This window comes from Halalkalibacter hemicellulosilyticusJCM 9152 (genome assembly GCF_000513115.1).
Lineage (GTDB): Bacteria > Bacillota > Bacilli > Bacillales > Bacillaceae_D > Halalkalibacter > Halalkalibacter hemicellulosilyticus.
The window spans coordinates 126166-149531 of record NZ_BAUU01000009.1 but is presented as its reverse complement, the minus strand read 5'-3'; the positions used below and the strand labels follow the sequence as shown (position 1 = coordinate 149531).

Annotated in this window: 21 protein-coding genes, 2 pseudogenes and 1 other annotated feature; of the genes and pseudogenes, 1 reads left to right on the top strand and 22 read right to left on the bottom strand. The window is 39.1% G+C overall.

The genetic code is table 11. The annotated features are described in order from the left end of the window. Positions 1 to 105 precede the first annotated feature (105 nt). The 15 genes and pseudogenes from JCM9152_RS07285 to JCM9152_RS07220 form a co-directional block, all read right to left on the bottom strand. Positions 106 to 642, bottom strand: a complete 537-nt coding sequence (locus JCM9152_RS07285; RefSeq protein WP_035342677.1) for a MogA/MoaB family molybdenum cofactor biosynthesis protein — start codon at positions 640 to 642, stop codon at positions 106 to 108. Between the two features lie 502 nt (positions 643 to 1144). After that, entirely contained in the window at positions 1145 to 1942 is a 798-nt protein-coding gene (gene minD / locus JCM9152_RS07280) for a septum site-determining protein MinD (protein ID WP_035342675.1), read from the bottom strand. 19 nt (positions 1943 to 1961) lie between these two features. Next, complete coding sequence (minC, locus tag JCM9152_RS07275; protein ID WP_235715650.1) at positions 1962 to 2672, bottom strand: septum site-determining protein MinC; 711 nt, start codon at positions 2670 to 2672, stop codon at positions 1962 to 1964. Between the two features lie 175 nt (positions 2673 to 2847). Continuing rightward, a complete protein-coding gene (gene mreD, locus JCM9152_RS07270) occupies positions 2848 to 3372 on the bottom strand; it encodes a rod shape-determining protein MreD (protein ID WP_035342671.1) in 525 nt (174 codons plus the stop codon). Continuing rightward, a complete protein-coding gene (mreC, locus tag JCM9152_RS07265) occupies positions 3369 to 4244 on the bottom strand; it encodes a rod shape-determining protein MreC (protein WP_035342669.1) in 876 nt (291 codons plus the stop codon). The genes mreD and mreC overlap by 4 nt, the downstream gene beginning before the upstream one ends. Positions 4245 to 4257: 13 nt before the next feature. Continuing rightward, positions 4258 to 5298, bottom strand: a complete 1041-nt coding sequence (locus JCM9152_RS07260; protein WP_035342667.1) for a rod shape-determining protein — start codon at positions 5296 to 5298, stop codon at positions 4258 to 4260. Positions 5299 to 5480: 182 nt separating this feature from the next. After that, positions 5481 to 5636: pseudogene (locus JCM9152_RS07255) on the bottom strand (JAB domain-containing protein); the annotation flags it as partial. Positions 5637 to 5738: 102 nt separating this feature from the next. Continuing rightward, on the bottom strand, positions 5739 to 6935 hold the full coding sequence (locus JCM9152_RS07250) for a group II intron reverse transcriptase/maturase (protein ID WP_035342663.1): 1197 nt from the start codon (positions 6933 to 6935) through the stop codon (positions 5739 to 5741). A 514-nt stretch (positions 6936 to 7449) separates the two neighbouring features. After that, positions 7450 to 7998: pseudogene (radC, locus tag JCM9152_RS07245) on the bottom strand (RadC family protein); the annotation flags it as partial. Positions 7999 to 8055: 57 nt separating this feature from the next. Beyond that, on the bottom strand, positions 8056 to 8625 hold the full coding sequence (locus tag JCM9152_RS07240; protein ID WP_035342659.1) for a Maf family protein: 570 nt from the start codon (positions 8623 to 8625) through the stop codon (positions 8056 to 8058). Between the two features lie 245 nt (positions 8626 to 8870). Further along, entirely contained in the window at positions 8871 to 9893 is a 1023-nt protein-coding gene (locus JCM9152_RS07235; RefSeq protein ID WP_035342656.1) for a hypothetical protein, read from the bottom strand. Between the two features lie 145 nt (positions 9894 to 10038). Continuing rightward, positions 10039 to 10617: a prepilin peptidase gene (locus JCM9152_RS07230; RefSeq protein ID WP_369384536.1), complete on the bottom strand. Its 579-nt coding sequence runs from the start codon at positions 10615 to 10617 to the stop codon at positions 10039 to 10041. After that, positions 10581 to 10802: a prepilin peptidase gene (locus JCM9152_RS23995; protein WP_369384537.1), complete on the bottom strand. Its 222-nt coding sequence runs from the start codon at positions 10800 to 10802 to the stop codon at positions 10581 to 10583. Before JCM9152_RS23995 ends, JCM9152_RS07230 begins: the two co-directional genes overlap by 37 nt. Before the next feature lie 349 nt (positions 10803 to 11151). Beyond that, positions 11152 to 12444: a bifunctional folylpolyglutamate synthase/dihydrofolate synthase gene (locus JCM9152_RS07225; RefSeq protein WP_035342653.1), complete on the bottom strand. Its 1293-nt coding sequence runs from the start codon at positions 12442 to 12444 to the stop codon at positions 11152 to 11154. A gap of 192 nt (positions 12445 to 12636) precedes the next feature. Next, a complete protein-coding gene (locus tag JCM9152_RS07220) occupies positions 12637 to 15282 on the bottom strand; it encodes a valine--tRNA ligase (RefSeq protein ID WP_035342651.1) in 2646 nt (881 codons plus the stop codon). A gap of 83 nt (positions 15283 to 15365) precedes the next feature. After that, positions 15366 to 15587 (bottom strand) — a binding site (T-box leader). Positions 15588 to 15732: 145 nt separating this feature from the next. Between JCM9152_RS07220 and JCM9152_RS07215 the strand changes: the two genes are divergently transcribed. Further along, the gene (locus JCM9152_RS07215) at positions 15733 to 15942 is read left to right on the top strand and encodes a YszA family small membrane protein (RefSeq protein ID WP_035342647.1); all 210 of its coding nucleotides are present in this window, start codon (positions 15733 to 15735) and stop codon (positions 15940 to 15942) included. A 110-nt stretch (positions 15943 to 16052) separates the two neighbouring features. Here the strand turns inward: JCM9152_RS07215 and ysxE are convergent, their stop codons facing one another. The 7 genes from ysxE to hemC form a co-directional block, all read right to left on the bottom strand. Next, positions 16053 to 17051 (bottom strand): spore coat protein YsxE, encoded by a 999-nt coding sequence (gene ysxE, locus JCM9152_RS07210; RefSeq protein ID WP_035342645.1) that lies wholly within the window; start codon positions 17049 to 17051, stop codon positions 16053 to 16055. Then, positions 17048 to 17950 carry a hypothetical protein gene (locus tag JCM9152_RS07205; RefSeq protein ID WP_035342643.1) on the bottom strand — a complete coding sequence of 301 codons (903 nt, stop codon included), beginning with the start codon at positions 17948 to 17950 and terminating at the stop codon, positions 17048 to 17050. Before JCM9152_RS07205 ends, ysxE begins: the two co-directional genes overlap by 4 nt. 14 nt (positions 17951 to 17964) lie before the next feature. Then, positions 17965 to 19053, bottom strand: coding sequence for a stage VI sporulation protein D (gene spoVID, locus JCM9152_RS07200; RefSeq protein ID WP_081727935.1), 1089 nt, complete (start codon positions 19051 to 19053; stop codon positions 17965 to 17967). A 328-nt stretch (positions 19054 to 19381) separates the two neighbouring features. Next, positions 19382 to 20671, bottom strand: coding sequence for a glutamate-1-semialdehyde 2,1-aminomutase (gene hemL / locus JCM9152_RS07195; protein ID WP_035342638.1), 1290 nt, complete (start codon positions 20669 to 20671; stop codon positions 19382 to 19384). After that, positions 20664 to 21662, bottom strand: a complete 999-nt coding sequence (gene hemB / locus JCM9152_RS07190) for a porphobilinogen synthase (RefSeq protein ID WP_439644196.1) — start codon at positions 21660 to 21662, stop codon at positions 20664 to 20666. Before hemB ends, hemL begins: the two co-directional genes overlap by 8 nt. Then, positions 21646 to 22437: a uroporphyrinogen-III synthase gene (locus JCM9152_RS07185; RefSeq protein ID WP_052015692.1), complete on the bottom strand. Its 792-nt coding sequence runs from the start codon at positions 22435 to 22437 to the stop codon at positions 21646 to 21648. Before JCM9152_RS07185 ends, hemB begins: the two co-directional genes overlap by 17 nt. Next, positions 22434 to 23366: a hydroxymethylbilane synthase gene (gene hemC, locus JCM9152_RS07180; RefSeq protein ID WP_035342635.1), complete on the bottom strand. Its 933-nt coding sequence runs from the start codon at positions 23364 to 23366 to the stop codon at positions 22434 to 22436. The genes JCM9152_RS07185 and hemC overlap by 4 nt, the downstream gene beginning before the upstream one ends.

Below are 23366 nucleotides of genomic sequence, written 5' to 3'. Positions count from 1 at the left end.
TCTCTTAATTATTACTCCCTCATTAAATAAGTGTTGATTTGTACTTTTTTGGTGCCTTCTTTTTTCCTAGCTCTAGGCTATTTGTGCATTATAGTTCATTTATGCTTATATGGATGTATTTGTCACTCTCGCTTGATCAAGTAATATTTCACGGACTACTTGACTAATTTCAGGCATAATAATACGTTCCATCGCCAACTTCACAGCTCCTGTTGCACCAGGCATAGAGAAAATAGCCTTTCCATCTCTCACACCAGCAACAGCTCGGCTAAGAATCGCTGCCGTCCCTACTTCTTCAGCAAAGCTTAAATGGCGAAAAAGCTCGCCAAACCCCGGCATTTCTTTGTCTAAACTATCACGAACTGCTTCATGTGTCGTATCATTTAGACCAATTCCTGTACCACCTGTAATAAGAATAGCATCAATATCAGCACGAATAGCAGCTACCTTGATCCAATGCTGAATGTGGCTGTAATCATAGCCGACCATTTGATACTCCGTAACAGAATGACCTTCTTTTTCTAACATCGAGCGAATAAGCTGGCCATTCTGATCATCCTCATACGCCGTAACATGTGATACTGTTAAAACCATACAACGAATTGATTTCGTTGATTCATCCAAGTGCTCATCAAGAGTCATAAATTGATGTTCCTCCCTCTCATTTTCTTTCTATACATTAGCATATCACAGCTTTTTAGACTTTGGTTTAAATGACCGAGATAATGCTTCTCATGTTCAAAAAGTGAAGAATCTTTAGTCGTAGTCAGCTGACAAAGATATAGACGAATTATTCAATGATAATCTTGAAAATTGCAAACAAATGAACATTTTATATTTTACGATCTTTCTTTTATCCAGTTTGGGTCCACAGCTTCTAGCTCGTTCATCTAAGCAAAACACACAGCAGCTTTTCTTAATTGCATTGTGCACGCTTTCCACAAGGATGTGTTTTTTTAATGGAGGGTCTTTCAGAAAATTGTGTAACGTACTAAGCCGACGTTCTTCTTCAAAGTTCGCCTACATCCTTCTAGATTTCCATACTTAACTGTTACAATAGGACGCAAATATAAATTCCAAATCTGCAAACAAAAAAAGTATTTGAAAAAGGCTCATTTCCCTCTTTCAAATACTTCATTTTAGGTTATCTCACACTAAAAAATTGCTTTAGCTTTGCCATTACCCCTTTTGGATCGTCTAAAGACATCAGAGGGACGGTCTCACCAAGTATTCTCCGTGCAATGTTTCGGTAAGCAATCGATGCCTTACTAGTTGATTGAAGTGCGATCGGTTCTCCTTTATTGGAACACTTTATTACCTGATCATCATCAATAACAATACCAATTAAATCAATAGATAGAATCGATGCAATTTCATCAACATCGAGCATCTCACCATTTTTCATCATATGAGAGCGTATACGGTTGACAATTAGACGAGGTGGTTCAATACCCTCTTCTTTTTCCAATAGACCTATAATTCGATCCGCATCACGTACAGCAGAAAGCTCTGGTGTTGTTACAACAATAGCACGATCAGCCCCAGAAATTGCATTTCGAAACCCTTGTTCAATTCCGGCAGGACAGTCGATAATGACATAATCATATTCTTGCTTTAGTTCCAGTATGACCTTCTTCAATTGTTCAGGCTCAATGTCTGTTTTATCTTTTGTTTGAGCAGCTGGCAGTAATGATAAACAATCAAAACGCTTGTCCTTAATTAAAGCTTGCTTCAACTTACAACGCTCTTCAATGACATCAACCAAGTCATAAATAATTCGGTTTTCTAAACCCATAATAACATCCAAATTCCGAAGGCCAATATCTGTATCTACTAAACAAACCTTCTTACCTGTTAGTGCAAGAGCAGTTCCTAAATTTGCGGATGTGGTTGTTTTTCCAACTCCACCTTTACCACTTGTAATGACGATCGCCTCTCCCACGTTCATAACCCCTTTCTTCCTATTCCATTACCTGATCTACATACTTGCTTAGATGCCGGTGTGTATGAACAAGTTGCTGCACCCTACCAATTTGTAAAGATTGTGACTTGTGGTCAATATATGCAGATGACATAATCGCTTCCTCTGATGAGGATTCGAATAGTTTGATTTTGTCTGCAATTTTTAACTGAGAAGGATTAAGGACAGCCGCAGAAATAACTGCATCCTCATTTCCATTTACTCCCGCATGTGCTATTCCACGAAGTGCTCCCATTATATAAATACTACCAGATGCTTGTAGCTTCCCGCCAGGATTTACATCACCAATTAGTAAAATGTCTCCATCAACATGAATAACTTGCCCTGAACGAACAATACTTGTGAGAGTTATCGTTTGATTTTTACGTTTAATCATCTGAGCTTCTTCATTGGACATAACGTGTGAAGAAAATTCTTCAATGGCCAATTTACGTCCATTCGTAATAATTGATTCTATTTCTCCCTTTTGCTCTTGTTGTAAATAACGGTATCCACTTTCAACCTTTACGAGCAAATCAGGTCCGTCTGAAAGTTGGTAATGCTTCGATGAAAGCTTGTCCTTTAACTCTTCTATTAAAAGGTCATAGGAACAGAGATCATCTAACAAAAATACCAACCCTTCTTTTGTTCCTTTAATCGTAACATGTTGCTTCTTCGGAACCATTACCGTGTTCACCTCTGTCTCACTCACCTTTTGTCACCATTCGTCATTATGAGTTTTGTATATAAGAGAGATACGAAATTGTGCTAATGAAAAGAGCATTTCTTACACAACAACGCAATGATATGAATGTCAATAATGATACATTCCACATAAAATGAGAATTTCCCTCTTTTCTTTCAGACTTTCTTTTTTGCTACTTATTTCAACGATTTCTAACCATCTCTTGTTTTTGTACATATTGCATAAGCTTCAAAAACGGAAAATAAATTAAAATAGCAAAAGCTGTATTCAATACAACACTGGTTAACACGCGCTCTTGCAAAAATACGCGATGCTCTATATCAGTTAGTCCAATTAAAGCATACAAGCCATATTGATAATATTCAAAGAACACTAAAGCCGCAATAATGATCACCAATTGTACGAGGAACATATCTTGAACTCTTTTATATGGAAACACAAAAAAGTATCCAATTAAAGCAAAACCAAATATATACGCCCCTAATAGTTGGGTGTAAACGACATCGTATATAACTCCAACAATAAGTCCATATACTAAGCTAACAGGTCGAGTAAAATGAATCCCAATTAAAATAATGAATACGATCATAAAGCGTGGTACAAACACATACGACCATTCATGATGATGAGGAACAAATAATTGGAAGAGTGTACCTTCGATCACAAAGAAAAAAAACACAATGAGAGGGATATAAGCTCGACTCACTCGTTTTCCTCCTCTAACAATTCAGGATCAAGAGTTGTACTAGTCCGTTCAACGACATAGACATAATCTAGTGAATAGAAATCAGCAGTTGGTTTAATGTAGGCATTTTGAGTTAAACCATATTCATCCGGTTCTACACTAACCACTTCACCAATTAATAGTCCGCTTGGATATACTCCACCTTTACCAGTCGTAGTCACCATTTCCTCTTCCTCAATCTCTGCTTCTAAGTCAATCTTACGCATGATTAACAGACCGCGATCTTCATCGTACCCTTCAATAAAACCGTTAATCGTTTGATCTGAGGAAATCATTGCAGAGACACGATTTGTTCGATCATTATCACTTAATAATTGGACTCGTGAGGAGAATTCACTTACTTGTTGAACCTTTCCGATTAATCCGCCGGTTGAATCAATCACACCCATATTCGCTTCGATACCATGCTCCGAACCTTTGTTCAATCCGATAAACTCGGTCCAGCGATCTGGATTTCGATGTATGACGACAGCTGAACGAATTAAATAATCATCTAAGCTCTCCTCAAGCTCTAACATATCCTTTAACGTTTCATTTTCATTCCGTAATGTATTGCGTTCAATGGAAATTTGAGCATACTCATCTAATCTAGCTTTTAATAATTTATTTTCTTCATAGACTTGTCTCATATCTTGAACATTTTCAAAGAAACCCGCAATCGTGTATGCGGGTTTCATGAAAGCTGTCTGTACCCAAGCAACAGAGTCTCTTATCACTTGCTCCGGACCGGACACGGATTGGCGATCACGCATAGAGTATCCAATCAAACCAACTAAAATAATAATACTGACAAGCAGGACAATGAGCTTTTTATTTGAGAAGAAGGAGGACATCCCTGTCACCTACTTACAATTTTCGATCAGATCGTGATGTAATGCCATTCTTCGAGCGGAATAAGTGTAAATTTTCCAATGCTCGACCTGTACCAATAGCCACACAATCAAGCGGATTTTCAGCGACAACAACTGGCATATTAGTCTCCTCACTTAATGCACGATCTAAATTACGCAATAACGCTCCACCGCCTGTTAATACGATGCCACGATCCATAATATCGGCAGCAAGCTCAGGTGGCGATTGCTCTAATGTGTTCTTAACCGATTCAATAATCGTTGTGACTGTATCCGATAATGCTGCAGAGATTTCATCCGCTGTCACTGTGATTGTTTTCGGTAAGCCCGTTAATAGATCACGACCGCGAATATCCATATCATCGACACCATCAGAATCACCTGCAGAACCAACTTCGACTTTTAGTGATTCTGCCGTTCGCTCACCAATCATTAAATTATACGTTTTCTTAACATATTGGATAATAGCATCATCCATTTCATCACCAGCAACTCGAATGGATTGACTTGTTACAATACCACCTAATGAGATAATCGCTACTTCAGTAGTACCTCCACCAATATCAACAACCATACTTCCCGTTGGCTCCCATACAGGTAGCTCAGCACCAATCGCAGCAGCAAAAGGCTCTTCGAGTGTATATGCCTCTTTCGCTCCCGCTTGCTTCGTAGCATCTTCAACCGCTCGCTTTTCGACCGCTGTAATACCTGAAGGAACACAAACCATCACAGATGGTTTACGAGTAAATAGTGAACGAGTTTTCAATGCTTGACGAATAAAATACTTAAGCATCGTTGCCGTCGTATCGAAATCAGCAATAACCCCATCCTTCATCGGTCGAACTGCTACGATATTTCCAGGTGTACGTCCGATCATATTCTTTGCATCATTTCCGACTGCCTCAATTGAGCCAGTATCTGTGCGAAGAGCGACAACAGATGGCTCCCTCACAACAATTCCCTTACCTTTTGCATAAACAAGTGTATTAGCTGTCCCTAAATCTATACCTATATCTCTTGAAAAACCACCAAACATCTATGTATCTCCCTTCAATCATATCCAAAATCGTACGATTCATTATATCGAATGTTTACGAAAAAAAATAGCTTCAGTTCCCCGAGTTCTAAAAAAAGTCATAAGTTTACACTTACCATTCTCTATGTTACCACTCTTATCTCTCCTGCGCTATCCTCAAAACGGACGATATTTTAATTATTTTAAACGTAACCCTTCTCCTTAAGACTTATAAATCGTCGATCACCTATTATAATATGATCTAACAACTCAATCCCTAATACTTTTCCCGAATCACTCAGCCTCTTTGTTACATCAATATCTTCACGGCTTGGTGTTGGATCGTAGGGTCGATTATATGCGCCTTGTGAAATAAGCAACACAGGTTTCATTTAATCTCCCTCAGAACCGTACGTACACCTTTCAATGTATACGGCTCGCCGATTAATTCTATTCACATTTCACGAAAGATCTCTTAGTTTTAGAAATGTATATCCAACTTCTGTCCCATCCTTCTGTTTGTCCCAAATCATCAATCGACCTTGGCTATTTCTCCTCATTTTTAATGCAACCTTTCTTGAGGTACTTCTTCTTTTGCAGGCAATTGTCTTAACGAAACTTCCCTCAGCATAATAATATAGTTGCCGTAACAGTGACCGATTAGAAGCGAGCTTGTAATAAGAAGTCATTCGAAGCAATTCAGCATTAAAGATTCGAATAATACTTGGTTCTGATTTGTGAACAAGTTTAGGTCGATGAAAAATTTTCTTCTGTTCAACATCTCCATATCCTAATTTCCGAATCATTTGTTTCATCTCAGTATAAGGAATTTGTAACGAAATAAAAGTCTGATTTCTACTAGCATCTCTCTTTACAACAATATCATACCGAAGAAATCTTGATAAGCTGCTCAAATGACTAATATTCATCTCAAAAGCCTTACTTACAGAGTACAATTGGTTCATATGTTTTACTAGGGTTAGCGCATCAAACTTTCTCCCACAAACACCAATTCTAAAGTGCTCGTTACAGCGAACATAATAAATGGTCCTATTCATGTTTGTCCAAATTTGCTGGACATCACAATCAACCTGTTTCAAAAAGATGCTTATACATATGCTTCGAACCATTGTTTTATCCGTAAGATCGTTCGTTCGCTCTTTTTCCCATCGTTGCTCCATCGTTATAAGATCAACGATGAATGTCATAAAGCGTTCATCATCAATCTTACGAGAAAGGAAATTGGTTAATTGTGTGATAAGCTGAACATCCTTTAATTGAATAGTTCCTTCCACACACCACGTTACTTTCACAAATGTTTTTTGCAAGTAGGATAATGCGTCATGAACATGTTCTGCTACAAACATATTCCTTTGCTCCAATGATGGATAAATATGAACCAAAATGACCTTTAGGACATCGACGAGTAACGGATAAGTTGAATGAATATACTTACTATGTGTCCATTTCCCTTGTTTTAAAGTATTGATAAGCTCGTCTAGCATATGTGTTGATATGTGATGGTTATATCGTTTTTGTGTAAGGACTTCTTCCCAAAGCGAGCGCTTATATAACAACCTATAGCAATCAACAATTTTACGACCTTTTCGTGAAGCATTGTAAATGACGTCTAGCTGCTGTAATGGATTTTTTGCCAACTTCATGACTCCTTCCATTTAGACGTGTATCATCAATCTTTCTCCCTTTCCCATGACATACTCATTACAAGCAGACTTTGAGTACTACGGAGAATCCGTTACCTTATGCTAGTATTAAAGCACTTAGGTAATCCCTGAATTATATGCTACATTAGTTCCGTAATGGTTAGGTATCCTGTTCGACGTTTTTCTCGATTGGAGAATAGTAAGATAGACTTTGCTATAGCTCATGTTCAGGTGATACATGGCTATTCCATCTTCATTGCCATATAACGATCGTAGACAATGGTGCACCCTACACTCTTCCGTCTAGGATTCAAGCAGTCTAGCCTTTACCATACATTACTTGGTCTGAAGAACGGACTCGACTAGATCGTTTTGTCGTCTCTTCTCCTTTTCCCATCATGCTATTGTCCCTTATTTCGTTTCCTCATAAGGTTAGAGGGTGACCATAGAATCACGCAAAGAATTCTAAATCAATAGATTACTAATGAGGCATACCGTACAGGCGCACACCTGATGGGTGATTATGCAAGCATATAATAGAAGCGGCTGAGCGTTTAAACGCTTCTTTGAACACCTCTCTTGGGTGCACAATGCTTGAATTCAAGCTACCGATGAAGACCGTTTTACGGAGGAGTACTTCGTTCTTAGTATTAAGGTAGAGACAATCAAAATGCTCTTGTTGAAGAAATCGCATATCTTCCATGACATAATTCGCGACATCTTCAGGAGAACGAATGACATATCTGTCTTCAGTCTTTAAGCAATGAATTCGTCGTCCAAGCTCGATGGCAGCTGCTAATTCCACTGCTTTCGCTTCACCAATCCCATTAATAAGGCAAAGTTCTTCAATAGCTGCATCTTTTAAATGAACAAGACCATCGAATGAAGCAAGAACTCGATGCGCTAATTGGAGTACGGATTCATTCTTCGTACCATTACGTAATAATATCGCAATGATCTCTTGATTAGATAGTGAACAAGGACCTAACTTTATCATTCGTTCTCGAGGTCTTTCTTGCTGAGGAACATCTTTGATTAGTAAGGTGGATGGGGTCAATTGGGAACACTCCTCTCAAATGTTAAACTGTCCCTTTGAAGGAAGCGTTCGTTTATTTTAGGAGGGAGTGATCGAAAAGGATTGTAATGCACGTATCGTTTTAGCTAGCGGTAGCCCCATTACTGTATAATAGTCACCTTCTATACGCTGAACAAAATAAGCGCCTAAACCTTGAATACCATAAGCGCCTGCTTTGTCAAATGGCTCACCACTTTTGATATACCACTCGATTTCATTTCGAGTCAGTGGATAAAATGTCACATCGGTCTTATCAAAAAACGTCTTCACCTTATCAGGAGAATATATCGATACACCTGTATAGACTTGATGAGTTATTCCTGATAATTGAGTAAGCATTCGCTTAGCATCTTCTGCACTAGTTGGTTTACCGAGTATACTTCCCCGGTTAGACACGATCGTGTCAGCTCCTAATACAACTTCTTTCTTATATCGCCTCCAAACATCTTCTGCTTTTTGCTTGGCCAATTGCATCACAAATTCTTGTGGTGGCAATGGCTCCACTACTTTTTCTTCTTTTTCACTTGCTTCCACAATAAATGAAAGCTTCATCTGTTCTAGGAGTTCTTGTCGCCTCGGGGAACGTGAGGCTAAAATGAATGGCTTCATGAAGGATCACCTCGACAATTGTTTTGACACTATTGTACAAGGTATTAATAAGAATACCAAATTATGTGAGAACAAACAATAAAAAGATTGAAGAAATAGCATCGAAAAAGGAGAAAATCAAGCTTTTTTAATATCCTTGTTGATAGGTATCTAGTTTCTTTCAAAAAAAATAAACACGCAGTAGCTCCCTATCTAAGTACTGCGTGTTAACCATTTTATGATGAATATCATATGCTAGATTAGTATCATCTCATCGCTTCAATAAGTTCCTCATACGTTGTAATTGACTCTAGCAATGTTTGTTGGCCATTCCATAACTTCTCTTCATCGGCAGCATTTGTATAATCCTTCAAATGATCTTTGGCAGATAATAACTGATCACCGATCGTTAGGGCTAATGGCTGCACTTCCTCTGATAATTGAGCAAAAGCTTGATTCCGTTCCTCTTGTAAAGAGTCAATTGATGCTGACAGCTGGTCTATTCTCTCATTCGTAATCATCGTTCCCCCGTTCAAACCATCAATCGATAACTGCACCATGTCGTAATAAATGGTCAATGCATTTGTAAACCATTCATACACCTCTTGTTCTTGTCCGTTTATATGATCTCCTTCTACCCGATATGATTTCAAATACGTATCTTGACCATACCCTTCGTATATATCATTTATTTTCGTTGCTTGAGCACGATCTCCTGCAACCCCAATAAACATATAGATAGGATCAGTTCTAGTCGTTAGCGTAGCAGCAAACCCTTGCTCTTGAATGGATTGCATACTTTTTTCAGCTTGTTCCAACTCCGTAAATGCTGCACCTTGTACAACTTCAATCGCTAAATTAGGCATCCCTTCTTTCTCCTCAGAGAAGGTTGGAACAGCCCCTGTTGACTGTTCAGACATCTGTGAAACGTTCAAATCGTTACCTGTAAACATATTTAAAATGACTAGACCGAGGCTTACACCAACGATGATCGCAGATCCTAGTGCAGCAACCAACATATAAGGAAATGTTTTGGATTGAGAGTGAGGCTTTTTCTTTCTTTTAAATGGAATTTTCGGGCTTTTCTCACGATTTCCATCATCCCAATAAGGCTGCTCATTACGCTTTCGAACCTCCTGCTTTTCTCCAAAATCAATGACATTGTCTGGGGGCGGAATAAAGGCATATTGGTTATCTTCTTTTTCGTTTGTAGCTGCGACTGTCATTTCTTGAACATGATGTTCTTTACCGTTTAGACGTACAGAGATTGATCGCTTCTTTTGCTCCAACTTTCTTGCACCCCTTCCTATCATTTGACTAACCGTTATAATTCATTCTATTAATATAATCGAATTGATAGAACTACGATTTTAAATATTTATTGTAATCAAAGAAAAAAATAATCGTAGGCTTATCGTTTATGTTAGGCGTTTTCTACAAATATAGAGCCAAACGGACGATCCAATGATTGATATACCAATCTAATAGTGAAGATCCGTAAAAATAAGCTAAGATTGTCCCCGTGACAATGAATGGTCCAAATGGAAAAGGCTGTCCTTTCTCCACCTTTCCTATTAACATTCCTATTATACCAATGATTGCTCCGATTAAACATGAAAAGAAAAAAGCGACTAATACTTGCTGCCAGCCAAGGACAATACCTATAACACCAAAAAGTTTCACGTCCCCACCTCCCATTCCACCTCTACTAGCGATTGCAATACTCCAAAGCAATAGGAACCCTATTATCCCACCTAAAAGAGGACTCCAAACCGATGTCAGCGGGGCAATGGTATAACGCACAATAATGAAAAGGGGAAAGAAAAATAGAAGCACTTGATCTGGAATAATCATATAGCTCATATCACTGACTACAACAATCATGAGAAGGGAAATAAATAGAAGAGCAACGAAAAATTCAGGAGTTAGATGAAAATACCAATAAGCGAATACAAACAATAATCCCGTCAATCCTTCTATAATGGGATAAAGGGGGATATACGTTGCCTGCACATTCGACAACGTCCTTTCGTAAGCAAAAAGGAAAGCAGAGGAATTAAATCAACAATGATTAAAGGTCGTTCACACGTTGGACAATGTGAACGAGGCCGTATGATCGACTCCTTCTTCGGAACACGTAATCCAACAACATTAACAAACGATCCTATCACTATTCCTAACAGAAGCAGGTAGCCCATTATTACAATATTCATAGTGTATGTACCTCAAAATAAATTTAATTATCATACTTTATACATTTGTTTGAAATATTACTATTAAAAGGAGAAAAGTGTTAGTCATTTTTTACAGAAAGGAGGAAAAGAAAAGCGAGTTGTGTTCTATACAGGTTCATTTCACATCAAAAAGTGCGACCATTATTGAAGATATAATTGAAGTGGTGCTCATACGTTTATATTTAACTTACCAATTTATATTTTATACTATTGTAGAAAGTTAAGACAAGTAATAAGGATCTATTCATATTAGTTATTTTTTTAAACTACGAAAAGCATAGAGGTACTTCATCCATACCTCTATGCTTTCTCTTCATCTTTCCATTAGCCATTTTCTCACTTCAGCAATGAAATAAAGTGAACCACATATGATTAATAAGCTGTTATCATCTAAGCCTATTTCCCTTTCTAAAACAGCTTTTTTCCAATCGTCTTCAGCACGTACATCTCTGCCCATTAATGCAAATGGCTCGTACAACTCCTCTGAGCTTGCCGCGCGAGGAAAAGGAAACGTTGTAAACGTCACATGCATCTGTTCACGAATGAATGGCTTCATTAACGAGTTAACGTCCTTTTCCTTTGTCATAGCAACAACCATATGACATGTATAACCTGCAAAGTGCTGTTTAAGCGTCTCTTCCAAAGCACGAAACCCTTCTTGATTATGTGCTCCATCTAATATAATCGTTGGATTCTGTTGTATGACTTCGAATCTGCCAATCCATGAGGCAGACCTCATCCCATCCTTAATCGCTCGTTCATTAACCGGAAACCCTTTGTCCATTAACCGTTCAATGACTTGTATGGCAACAGCAGCATTGTCACGTTGATGAGGACCCTTTAACTGAATCGTGATAGTACGTTGACCTTTCCCACTATATTGGATCTCTTGATCGAATGGTGAACGACTAGTCGTCGCAACTGTAAAATGCTCTCCTAGTTCATAATACTTCGCATCCTCAGCTTTTGCCATTTTTTTTATGACCTTTTTTGCTTCTTCCTGCTTCACTCCTGAAACGATCATTCCGGCTTTTTTAATAATTCCTGCTTTTTCTGCGGCAATTTCTTCTAACGTATGACCAAGTACGTGCATGTGATCATATCCAATGGATGTAATCACTGAGATGAGTGGTTTCACAACATTTGTAGAGTCAAGCCTTCCACCTAATCCTACTTCTAGCAATACAAGATCCGTATGAACACGTTCAGAAAAATAGATAAAAGCGATTAGTGTAATCACTTCAAATTCTGTTGGTTGATCACCTGTTTCTGTAACGAACTCTTCTACGAAAGCTTTTACTTTATTCGTGCAATAAACAAGATCCTCTTCAGCTATCGGTTCCCCATTCAATGCAATTCTCTCTTCAAATCGTTCTATGAATGGCGAAGTGAATGTCCCAACGTTATATCCAGCCTTTTCATATACATGACGCATGAAACTAACGGTCGATCCTTTCCCGTTCGTTCCGGCCACATGAACGATTTGAAGATTTTCTTCTGGATGATTTAACTTATCTAATAGCCAGTTCATCCTCTCTAACCCTGGTCGAACACCAAATTGTAACAAACCATGTATCCATTTAATCACTTCTTCTCCTGTTTTCATTCAAGCCATCCTCTCAATCGTGCATAGCCGTTTACTTTAAGCAATGTGCGAAACCATTGTCAATTTTAAAAAACTTGATACGAGTGAGTTTCTCGTATCAAGCGAACAACGAGTGAAGCGATTACTACTCTAATTAAAGGCATATTTTTTTCAGTGGCCTCATGTCATCACTTTTTTTCCTTTAAACGATCATTAACCCTTCAACTCCAAAATTCGTAGTCGTACAGCCTCGCGCTTTGTTTCATAATCTTCCTTCTTAGCCTTTTCCTCTTCAATCACTTTCTCTGGAGCTTTAGCTAAAAAGCCTTGATTATTCAATTTCTTTTCTACTCGTTCTACTTCTTTATCGAGCTTTTGCAGTTCTTTTTCTAAACGAGCGATTTCGGCATCCAAATCAAGTAAACCCGCTAATGGCAGGTACAATTCTACACCTGTTAGCACTTGTGACATCGATTTCTCTGGTGCAGATAAACCAACAGCCATCGTTAATGTTTCAGGATTGCAGAACTTCTCAATATAGCTCTTTCCACGCGTTAATTGGCCCATCACTTCGTCTGTTGAAGCATGAATAAGAAGCTCAATTTGCTTACTCATCGGAACATTTAGTTCCGCTCGTGTATTACGTACAGAACGAATAATTTCTTTTAATAAGTCCATATCCTGTACTGCTTCATCAAAGACCCATTCATCCTTCTTAACAGGCCATGAACTAACCGTAATCGATTCCCCTTTATGAGGAAGATGTTGCCATATTTCCTCGGTAATAAATGGCATCATCGGATGTAATAACCGCATCGTTTCATCTAAGACGTACGCCAATACGGAACGAGTCGTATGCTTAGCTGCTTCATCCTCTCCGTATAACGGTAGTTTTGCCATTTCAATATACCAATCACAGAAATCATCCCAAATAAAGTTATAGAGAATTCGACCCACTTCCCCAAATTCATACGCATCCATTAAACGAGTCACATCGCCAATCGTTTGTTGAAGACGAGTTAAAATCCATTTATCAGCAATTGACTTTTCCCCTGTTAAATCAATATCCTCTACTTTTAACCCTTCCATATTCATTAAAGCAAAGCGAGAGGCGTTCCATATTTTGTTCCCGAAATTCCATGTTGATTCGACCTTTTCCCAATAAAAACGCAAATCATTTCCCGGGGAACTTCCTGTTGATAGGAAGAATCTTAGTGAATCCGCCCCATATTTTTCGATAACATCCATTGGATCTACACCATTACCTAACGACTTGCTCATCTTTCTACCTTCAGAATCTCGCACAAGCCCATGTATTAATACATCTTCAAATGGTTTCTTATCTGTAAATTCTAACCCTTGAAAGATCATACGAGAGACCCAAAAGAAAATAATATCGTAGCCTGTCACAAGGGCATTGGTTGAATAATAACGGTTATAATCACTTGAGTCTTCATCAGGCCAACCCATTGTCGAAAATGGCCAGAGCGCAGAGCTGAACCATGTATCTAATACATCTTCATCTTGATCCCAATTATCAATATCTTCAGGTGCTTCATGGCCAACATGCACTTCATCTGTTTCTTTGTGATACCAAGCTGGAATTCGATGCCCCCACCAAAGTTGACGAGAAATACACCAATCTCGAATATTTTCCATCCAACGTAAGTACGTTTTCTCAAAACGGTTTGGGACAAAGTTCACTTTATCCTCTTCAGACTGTTGCAATTCAATTGCAGCATCAGCTAATGGTTGCATCTTCACAAACCACTGCGTCGATAAATACGGCTCAACAACCGCACCACTTCGTTCTGAATGACCAACCGAATGCATATGCTCTTCAATTTTAAACAGAACGCCTTGCTCCTGCAAATCACGAACAAGTTGCTTACGACATTCAAAGCGGTCAAGACCTTGATACTGACCAGCATTTTCATTCATCGTTCCATCTTCATTCATGACGAGGATACGCTCTAAATCATGACGATTGCCAATTTCAAAGTCATTCGGATCATGAGCAGGTGTAATTTTCACTGCCCCCGATCCAAATTCCATATCGACATAGTCATCAGCAACAATCGGAATCTCTCTACCTGTAATCGGAAGCGTCGCTGTCTGACCAATAAGGTGTTTATAACGTTCATCTTCTGGGTGTACAGCAACAGCTGTATCACCAAGCATCGTTTCAGGTCGAGTCGTCGCTACCTCAATCGAACCTGAGCCATCTGTTAATGGATACTTCATATGGTAGAAAGCACCTTGAACATCTTTATAAATGACTTCAATATCTGATAATGCTGTTCTCGTTTGCGGATCCCAGTTAATAATATATTCTCCACGATAGATTAACCCTTTTTCGTACAATGAAACAAAAACTTCTCGGACAGCCTTAGAAAGTCCTTCATCAAGCGTAAAACGTTCACGTGAATAGTCAAGTGAAAGACCTAACTTCGCCCACTGATTACGAATAAACGTCGCATATTCTTCTTTCCATTCCCATGATTTCTCTAAAAAGGCTTCACGACCAAGCTCATAACGGCTTGTCCCTTGTTCCTTTAGCTTCGCTTCAACTTTTGCTTGTGTGGCAATCCCAGCATGGTCCATTCCAGGTAACCATAACGTATCATAGCCTTGCATTCGCTTCATACGAACTAATATATCTTGTAAAGTCGTATCCCATGCATGTCCTAAGTGTAGCTTACCTGTCACATTCGGTGGAGGAATGACAATTGAGTAAGATTCCTTATCTTCTCCTCCTGTTGCTTCAAAGAATTTTCCTTCAACCCAATAAGAATACCATTTCGCTTCGGTTTCCTGCGGATTGTATTTCGTCGGCATTGAATGCTCTCGCTTTTCCATATACACTTACCTCCAACCTTATTCTATGTAGCTTATACTGAGTAAGCCAAGTGAGCTTTACCAGCATAAAAAAACCCCCTCATCCAAAGGACGAAGAGAGTTTGATTTCGCGGTACCACCTTTGTTTGTAGTCAAAAAACTACACACCTCAAACTGTTAACGGTCAGCTCCGGCTAAGCCTACTTTCGCTTTCAGCATAGCTGCTCCTAGGCGACATTCAACTCATACATCTTAAGAAATCTCACAGCTATTGATTTCTCTCTCTGAAAGGTTCTGAGCTTACTCTTCCTAATCTTCGCAATCATTATATGTGATTATATTTTAGTTGATCTGCTTGTCTACGTCAAGAACAGCTCTATCCACATTTTTACTTTCCTATATATCTTAATCACCCAAAGGAAACAAATCACATAACGTAGTAGTATGAGACAGCTAGAAAGTGGGATGACCATGTTCAATAAACGATACCAACCATATAAACCCCCTTACCCTGGACGCCCGAGTTGGTGGTTAAAATGCAAGCTCATGTTTATGCAAATATTAGTTCCGCTCATTATTTTTCAGCTCATTCGAACATTATTATTTCCAACAACATTCGATGTCATTTTATTAACGATGATGATTGTCTTATATTGTTCATTAAAGATGAAATTATTTTAGTTTAACAGCAATTAATGATAGAGGCTGGGGTCATCCGCTACATTCTCTAAACGTTCGAATTCTCAGCTAAACACTTTTGTTATGTCCCAGCCTCATTTTCAGTACATGAATCACTGCTTTTCTTCATCTGGAACGATGATCAGCTTTTGTGTGATTCGTTGAACTCGGCGCATTGACATTAATCGTTTTTCTAAACGTTGAACATGCTCTAGCTCTTTCATCGATCGATGTGAATGAACATACGCTTCCACTGCATAAGCAATTGGCTCCGGAAAGTTCAAATAGGCGCACGTTAAATATTTTTCTTCTTCAAGCAAAGGCAAATGTCCCTCATATCTCATGAACCATGTCAAAATATCATCATCTGACCAGTATCCTTTTGAAAAGCTATATCGACAAAAGCTCGCTAGTTCTCGTGCTGGTGTGTCAATCGCTGCCCGTTCAAAATTCAATAACAATGGCTCATTTTCAGTATTAAAAATTGCATGGGAGCGTTGCATTCTTCCATGACAAAGCACGGTTCGATACGTTTCTTTTTCTAAACAAAGTTCATACCATTTCTTTAAATGCTCCTTCGCTGTTTCAGCCATTTGATCTAGCATATATGCATGCGTTAAAAACGTTAATTCAAACGGTGACATGTAGGTTCTCTTTTCTGCTTGATCGGCAAATCGAGTTAATTCTAGACGCCTAAGCTCCCATCGCTGTAATAGTTGATTATATGACTGATCCACATTCTCTCTTAGAAAAGGCTGTGTTTTCACTGTTAGACGATGAATTGCACCAAGCTGACTAGCTAGCTTCTCTTCCATCGATTCACGTGCTGTATATTCAACAGGCTCTATCCAAGGCATAACATAATAGGTATGATGATTTGTTGATACAGTATATTCTCCATATTTTGTTGGTAATACAGGAACAAGCCTGTTATAACCATGCTTCGTTAGCTTCTTTAAGGAATGAATAAATTCATCTGCCTGATGCCTTGAAATGTTTGATTCCTTTAAGGCGAATACACCTCGATTTGTAGTCACTTTTTTTATTTTTCCAAGCTCTTCAATTTCTTGTGGATATAAATCATAATAATACAAAATGGACTCGTAGCTCATGTTACAGACACCTTCTTTTTATCGATCATCTTACTCATGATATGAACCAGCTGTTTCGAAATATCCCATTCTTTCTTCACAAGCTGAAACCTTTCCTCCAACGTCTCTCGATCTATCGTTCCATCTTCAACATTTATTTGCCAATCGTTTAATTCATAAGGTTTGAGCATTTCTGCAAGTATTTGAATCAATTGCTCTCTCTCAAGCTGATCGACTACCCCTTGCATTAATTTGATACATGATTGCTCCCCTTCTTCGACGTACCAATGACGGAAAAAACGTGCTACATGTTCATAACCAACAACAGGTACTTCCATCGTACCAACCCAATATAGAACTTTGGCAACGGACCTCATTTGATCGGTGGACATCATTGGATCAAGATAGGGCAATGGAGTTGAATCTGTTAGTTCCATCAAAGCATCTGCCTTTTTCTCTCTCATTTCTCCTTCACGGATGAGAAAGTCACAGTCCATTCGCTGATCTTCCCGTAAATAAGGAATATATGAATCCAAATGATCATAAACGCATTTTGATACCCGTTGTGGGAAAATGTTGACCTCCGTTTTTAATCCATATTGAATAAATGAAACAATTGTATTTGCAATGATTGGTTCTTGTCCGCTTATCGGGTAGCGATCAACCACTTCATCATGAGCTGTTATATAACCATCTTCATGCTCAGCATATGGCTTTTGATTCCTCGTTCTTAGCATTCGATCCATTAGAAGATAAGGCGTGTCACTGCAGTGATCACGCCAAGAAATATGCCATTTTAATAGTTGTTTATCTTCCCAATATCGAATTCTTTTTAAGCCTTTATCTGTTTTAACAAGTTCGTTGCTCATGTACGAGACGTCTCGCCAGTTATAATTTTCTTGTAAAAAGTCGATCAGCATGTTAAACGACCCCTTTATGATTCAACCGATACCGGAATATATAGAATCTGTCCTTCTTCTACTTGCTCTCCTTGAAGCCGATTCATTCGTATCAATTGACTCATGCTAATATCATAGCGTTGAGCAATCATTTCTAATGATTCATTTTCTTGAATGATACACATCTTCCACTTTGAAAATCGTTCCTCTCCCTTAGATAGCATCTTCGTTAAATAAAGGGCGTTTTCCTCACGAGGCTTTTCTTCCCCAACTTTCTCAGCATCATCATGATCTAACTCTTGCTCATTGCTCGAAGTTGGTTGGTCGACTGGTTTGGGTTTCGCAAGCTCTTTCAATGGTGAGATATGAACATTCATTTCTTTCTCTTGTTCGACCTCTTGTCTCTCTTCTACAGGTTCTTCTAATTTATCATTAGAACGAGCCACTTCCTCCATTTCTGCTTCATTAGCTAACTTGGGGGTATTTTCTGATTCACTTACGACCGAGCTGTTATTTTCTGAAGTTGTTTCTTCTTCCTCTTGTAACCCATTGCCTTTCTCTTGCTCAGCTTGCTCTGCAACCTGTTGCTTCACTTCCATTTCCTTTTGGATGCTTTGCTCCTTTTTCGCTTCAAACGAAAAGGCAGTCGTTGTCGCTTCCTCTATTTCTTGCTTTTGTTCTTGATCTTCTTTCTCGACTCTATCAACTGCCTCATCTTGTTTATACGTCATTCCACTAATCGCAATATCAGCTGTTAATTGGATGCAGCTCGGTTCAGGTAAATCATAATCAAATGATTCAACTTGAACATAAACATCATCTAAATTTTGAATTCGATTACTCGGAATCGTTACGTCTATTGGAAAATAGTGTTTAATTTCACCAACTCCATTAGAAGACACCTTCACATCTCCTACGGACCGAAACGAAACCTGATCTTCTAACGAACCAGACTCAAGATCTACCTGTTCCTTTTCTGAAGAACGGTATTCACCTAGCAGACGCAATCCCCCTCGAATATAAACATGGGCATCGCGCTCTTCAATCATAATTTCGGGTTCTAATGACATCCCAATCACTTCTTCTACTTCTTCCCCTTTATTCAACCAAACGGATTCCTCAATTGAAAACGATAGTTAGATGGATGCTCTAATGACACGCTTCATTCCTCCTTGTCATAATCATCTCGTGCACAGTATGATACGTTCCCAGTCAGTACAATACCACTCTATGACAAGTCCCTTTCGTTTATGCTAATATTCGGTATTTTTTTATGAATGACCTCTTCAGAATGAAACGTTTTGAAGAAAAGACAAGAGTGTAACGTACGAAGCCAGTGCCACTTGCGAATTCATTCTCAACTCCTATACTAAATCCTTATTTTATAAATTCTGATTCAAAAAAAAGCGCATAAAAAGATTATTGATCTTTTCACGCACTCTTCTTATCTAATTATTTTTTTAATACAGCAAATGCCTTTCTTGCAGCTTCGATCGTCTGATCAATATCTGCTTCCGTATGCTTCGTTGATAAAAACATCCCTTCAAATTGTGAAGGCGGAAGAGAAATTCCTTGCTTCAGCATTTCTTGAAAATAAGCTGTAAAGTAATCTAAATTAGACGTTGACGCTTTTTCAAAATTCGTAACCTCTTCCTCCGTAAAGAAAAAGCCAACCATCGAACCAGCTCGATTAATCGTATGTGGAATCTCATAGGCAGTCGCAGCTTCTGATAAACCGTCAGCTAATCGTTTTCCTAATCGATCAAATTGAACGTAATCTTCCTCCGTTAACTGCGATAACGTTTCATAGCCCGCACACATCGCCAATGGATTCCCAGACAAAGTCCCCGCTTGATAAATCGGACCGCTCGGAGCAATTTGCTCCATTATTTCTCGCTTACCGCCATAGGCACCAACAGGCAATCCACCACCGATCACTTTTCCAAGACACGTTAAGTCTGGTGTAATACCGAAGCTACCTTGAGCGCAATGATAACCAACTCGGAAGCCCGTCATCACTTCATCAAATATAAGCAGCGTTCCATTTTCTTCTGTTATTTTTCTTAATTCTTCTAAAAACCCTGGCTGTGGAGGAACGACACCCATATTGCCTGCAACCGGCTCAATAATAACACCGGCTAAATCATCACCAAATTGTTCAAATACATAGCGAACACTTTCAAGATCATTATACGGGACGGTAATTGTATTTTTCGCAACCGCTTCTGGGACACCAGGACTATCAGGTAACCCCAACGTCGCTACACCAGAACCAGCCTTAATTAATAACGAATCACCATGACCGTGGTAGCAGCCTTCAAATTTCAAAATCTTACTTCTCCCTGTATAACCACGAGCTAATCTCAATGCACTCATCGTCGCTTCTGTACCTGAATTCACCATTCGAACGACTTCAATAGAAGGAACTCGTTCAATAACTAACTTCGCAAGCTTCGTTTCAAGCTCACTCGGTGCCCCAAAGCTTGTCCCTTTTTCAGCCGCTTCCTTTAACGCTGAAATGACTTGAGGGTCGGCATGACCAAGTATTAACGGTCCCCAGGATAGCACATAATCAATGTATTCATTTCCATCAACATCATAAATACGAGTACCTTCGCCTTTTTCCATAAAAACAGGATCCATTTTGACCGATTTAAAAGCCCGAACAGGACTGTTTACCCCTCCTGGCATTAACGGCTTCGCTTCTTTAAACGCTTGCTTTGATTTTTCAAAACTAAGCATGTTCATGACCTCCTCGCTCCTCACGCAACCAATTAGCAACATCTTTCGCATGATACGTTAATATTAAGTCCGCTCCAGCTCGCTTCATACTAATGAGCTTCTCTAATACAATCTCTTTCTCATTAATCCAGCCTTGCTCGCTAGCTGCTTTCACCATCGAATATTCACCACTTACATTATAGGCAACGACAGGGGCGCCAACATCATTCTTCACTTCTCGAATAATATCCAAATAAGATAAAGCTGGTTTCACAATGAAGAAGTCTGCCCCCTCTTCCAAATCTGATTGTGCTTCACGAATTGCTTCAAGACGGTTAGCAGGGTCCATTTGATACGTTTTGCGATCACCAAACTTCGGTGAACTATGTGCAGCATCACGGAAAGGGCCGTAGAAAGCAGATGAATATTTAACAGCATAGGACATAATCGGAATGTCTTCGTATCCTGCTTGATCAAGACCTGTTCGAATGGCCACAACGAAACCATCCATCATATTAGATGGTGCAATGATATCCGCTCCTGCCTTAGCTTGTGAAATCGCTGTTTTCGCTAATAAATCTAACGTTGTATCATTCACAATCGTGCCACCTTCAATGACTCCACAATGACCATGGTCTGTAAACTGACAAAGACATGTATCAGCTATGACCGTAAGCTCAGGATGATTTTGTTTGATTTGGCGAATCGCACGCTGAACAATGCCTTCCTCGTCGTATGCAGATGAACCAACATCATCCTTCTCATTTGGAACACCAAAGACAATAACCGCTTCAATTTGTAGATCTACGACTGACTGTACTTCCTCATCAAGTAAATCCAGTGACCATTGGAATACATTAGGCATTGAAGGTACTTCATTTTTCACATTTGTACCTTCTGTTACAAAAATCGGATAAATAAGATCTTCTGTATGTAAATGGGTTTCTCTTACTAAATTACGAATCGCTTTCGATTTTCGTAAACGGCGATGACGTTTAAATGATAAATCCATTATTTTTCTCCTCCTTTACGTGAGTAATAATCGCTTCGACCAATGCTTCAATCGTATAGTTAGTTGGCATAATATCGACTTTCAACCCTTCCATAAGCGCTGTCTGTTTCGCAATCGGACCGATACAGGCAATTTTACTGCTTATGTTTGACAAATCAATATGTCGTTCTTGACATAATTGACTAAAATGACGAACAGTAGAAGAACTTGTAAACGTCAAAATCGTCGGTGACCTTTGTAAGGCCCTTTCAACGTCTTCTGCATTAACAGGGCAATACGTCTCATAAACGATAATTTCCCTAACGTCCACTCCTAAATCAGCTAAACCTTCTAGTAATATCGCACGCCCTAATTGACCTCGAGTAACGAGCACTTTATCATTCGGCTTTAATTTATCTTTTAATGCATGTAATAAACTTTCTGCGACGTACTCACTAGGGAGTAAATCTGCCTTTAATCCATATGCTTGTAAAGCATCTTCTGTCTTTTCACCTACAACAGCAATGTTAAAATGCTCACGTAGTTCTTTAATTTGTTCCTCATAGGCGTGTATTGTATAGTGAACACCATTTGCACTTGTGAAAATAAGCCACTCCACTTCATTAAGCTGACTGATGGCTTTCTTTAATTCACCGTGATTAATTGCTCGAAATGCGATAAGTGGTAATTCGATCGAAATACCACCCGCATTTTCAATTTGCTCGACCAAACTTTGAGACTGTCCCTCTGCCCGTGTCACTATAATTCGCTGACCACGTAAAGGTCGCTCACTCATTCTTGTTCAAGCTCTTTCTTTACTTGATCTAAAATATCCTTAGCTCCTTGCTTTAATAGCTTTTCCGAAGCCTCCATACCAACTGCAACAGGATCAGAACCCGTGACCATTTCTTTTAAAAGAATACGACCATCAGGTGAACCTACTAAGGCAGTCAAAGTGACATCATTATCGCTCACCGTTGCATAGCCTGCAATCGGAACTTGACAGCCCCCTTCCATTCGATGAAGAAATGTCCGCTCAGCTGTCACAGCCTTTGCTGTCTCATCATCTTGAATGCGTTGGAGCAGATCAATCAGCTCTTGGTCATCAGCACGACATTCTAAGCCAAGCGCTCCTTGTCCTACAGCAGGTACACAAACAGAAGGTTCCAAATATTCCGTCACTAAACTCTCAGGAAAATCAAGTCTTTTTAAGCCAGCAGCTGCCAATACAATTGCATCAAAATTCTCTTCGCGAAGCTTACGCAAACGCGTTTCAACGTTACCGCGAATCCACTTTACACTTAAGTCCGGACGTTTTGCTAATATTTGCGCTGAACGTCGCAAACTGCTCGTACCTACAATAGCACCTGAACGTAAATCCGCTAGCTTAATGTGGTCATTCGAAATGAATGCATCACGAGGATCCTCACGTTCCGTAATGGATGCTAGCGTAAAGGCGTCCTGCAATACAGATGGGACATCCTTCATACTATGAACCGCTAAATCAATTTCCCCATCTATAAGTGCTTGCTCAATTTCCTTAACAAATAACCCTTTGCCACCAACCTTTGAAAGAGTGACGTCAAGAATCCGATCTCCTTTTGTCACAATTTTCTTCACTTCAAAATCAAAAGGAACATTTAATGCCTTCAAACGTTCGATCACCCAGTTCGTTTGGGTTAACGCTAAATTACTTTTTCGTGAACCAATAACGATTTTCCTCAT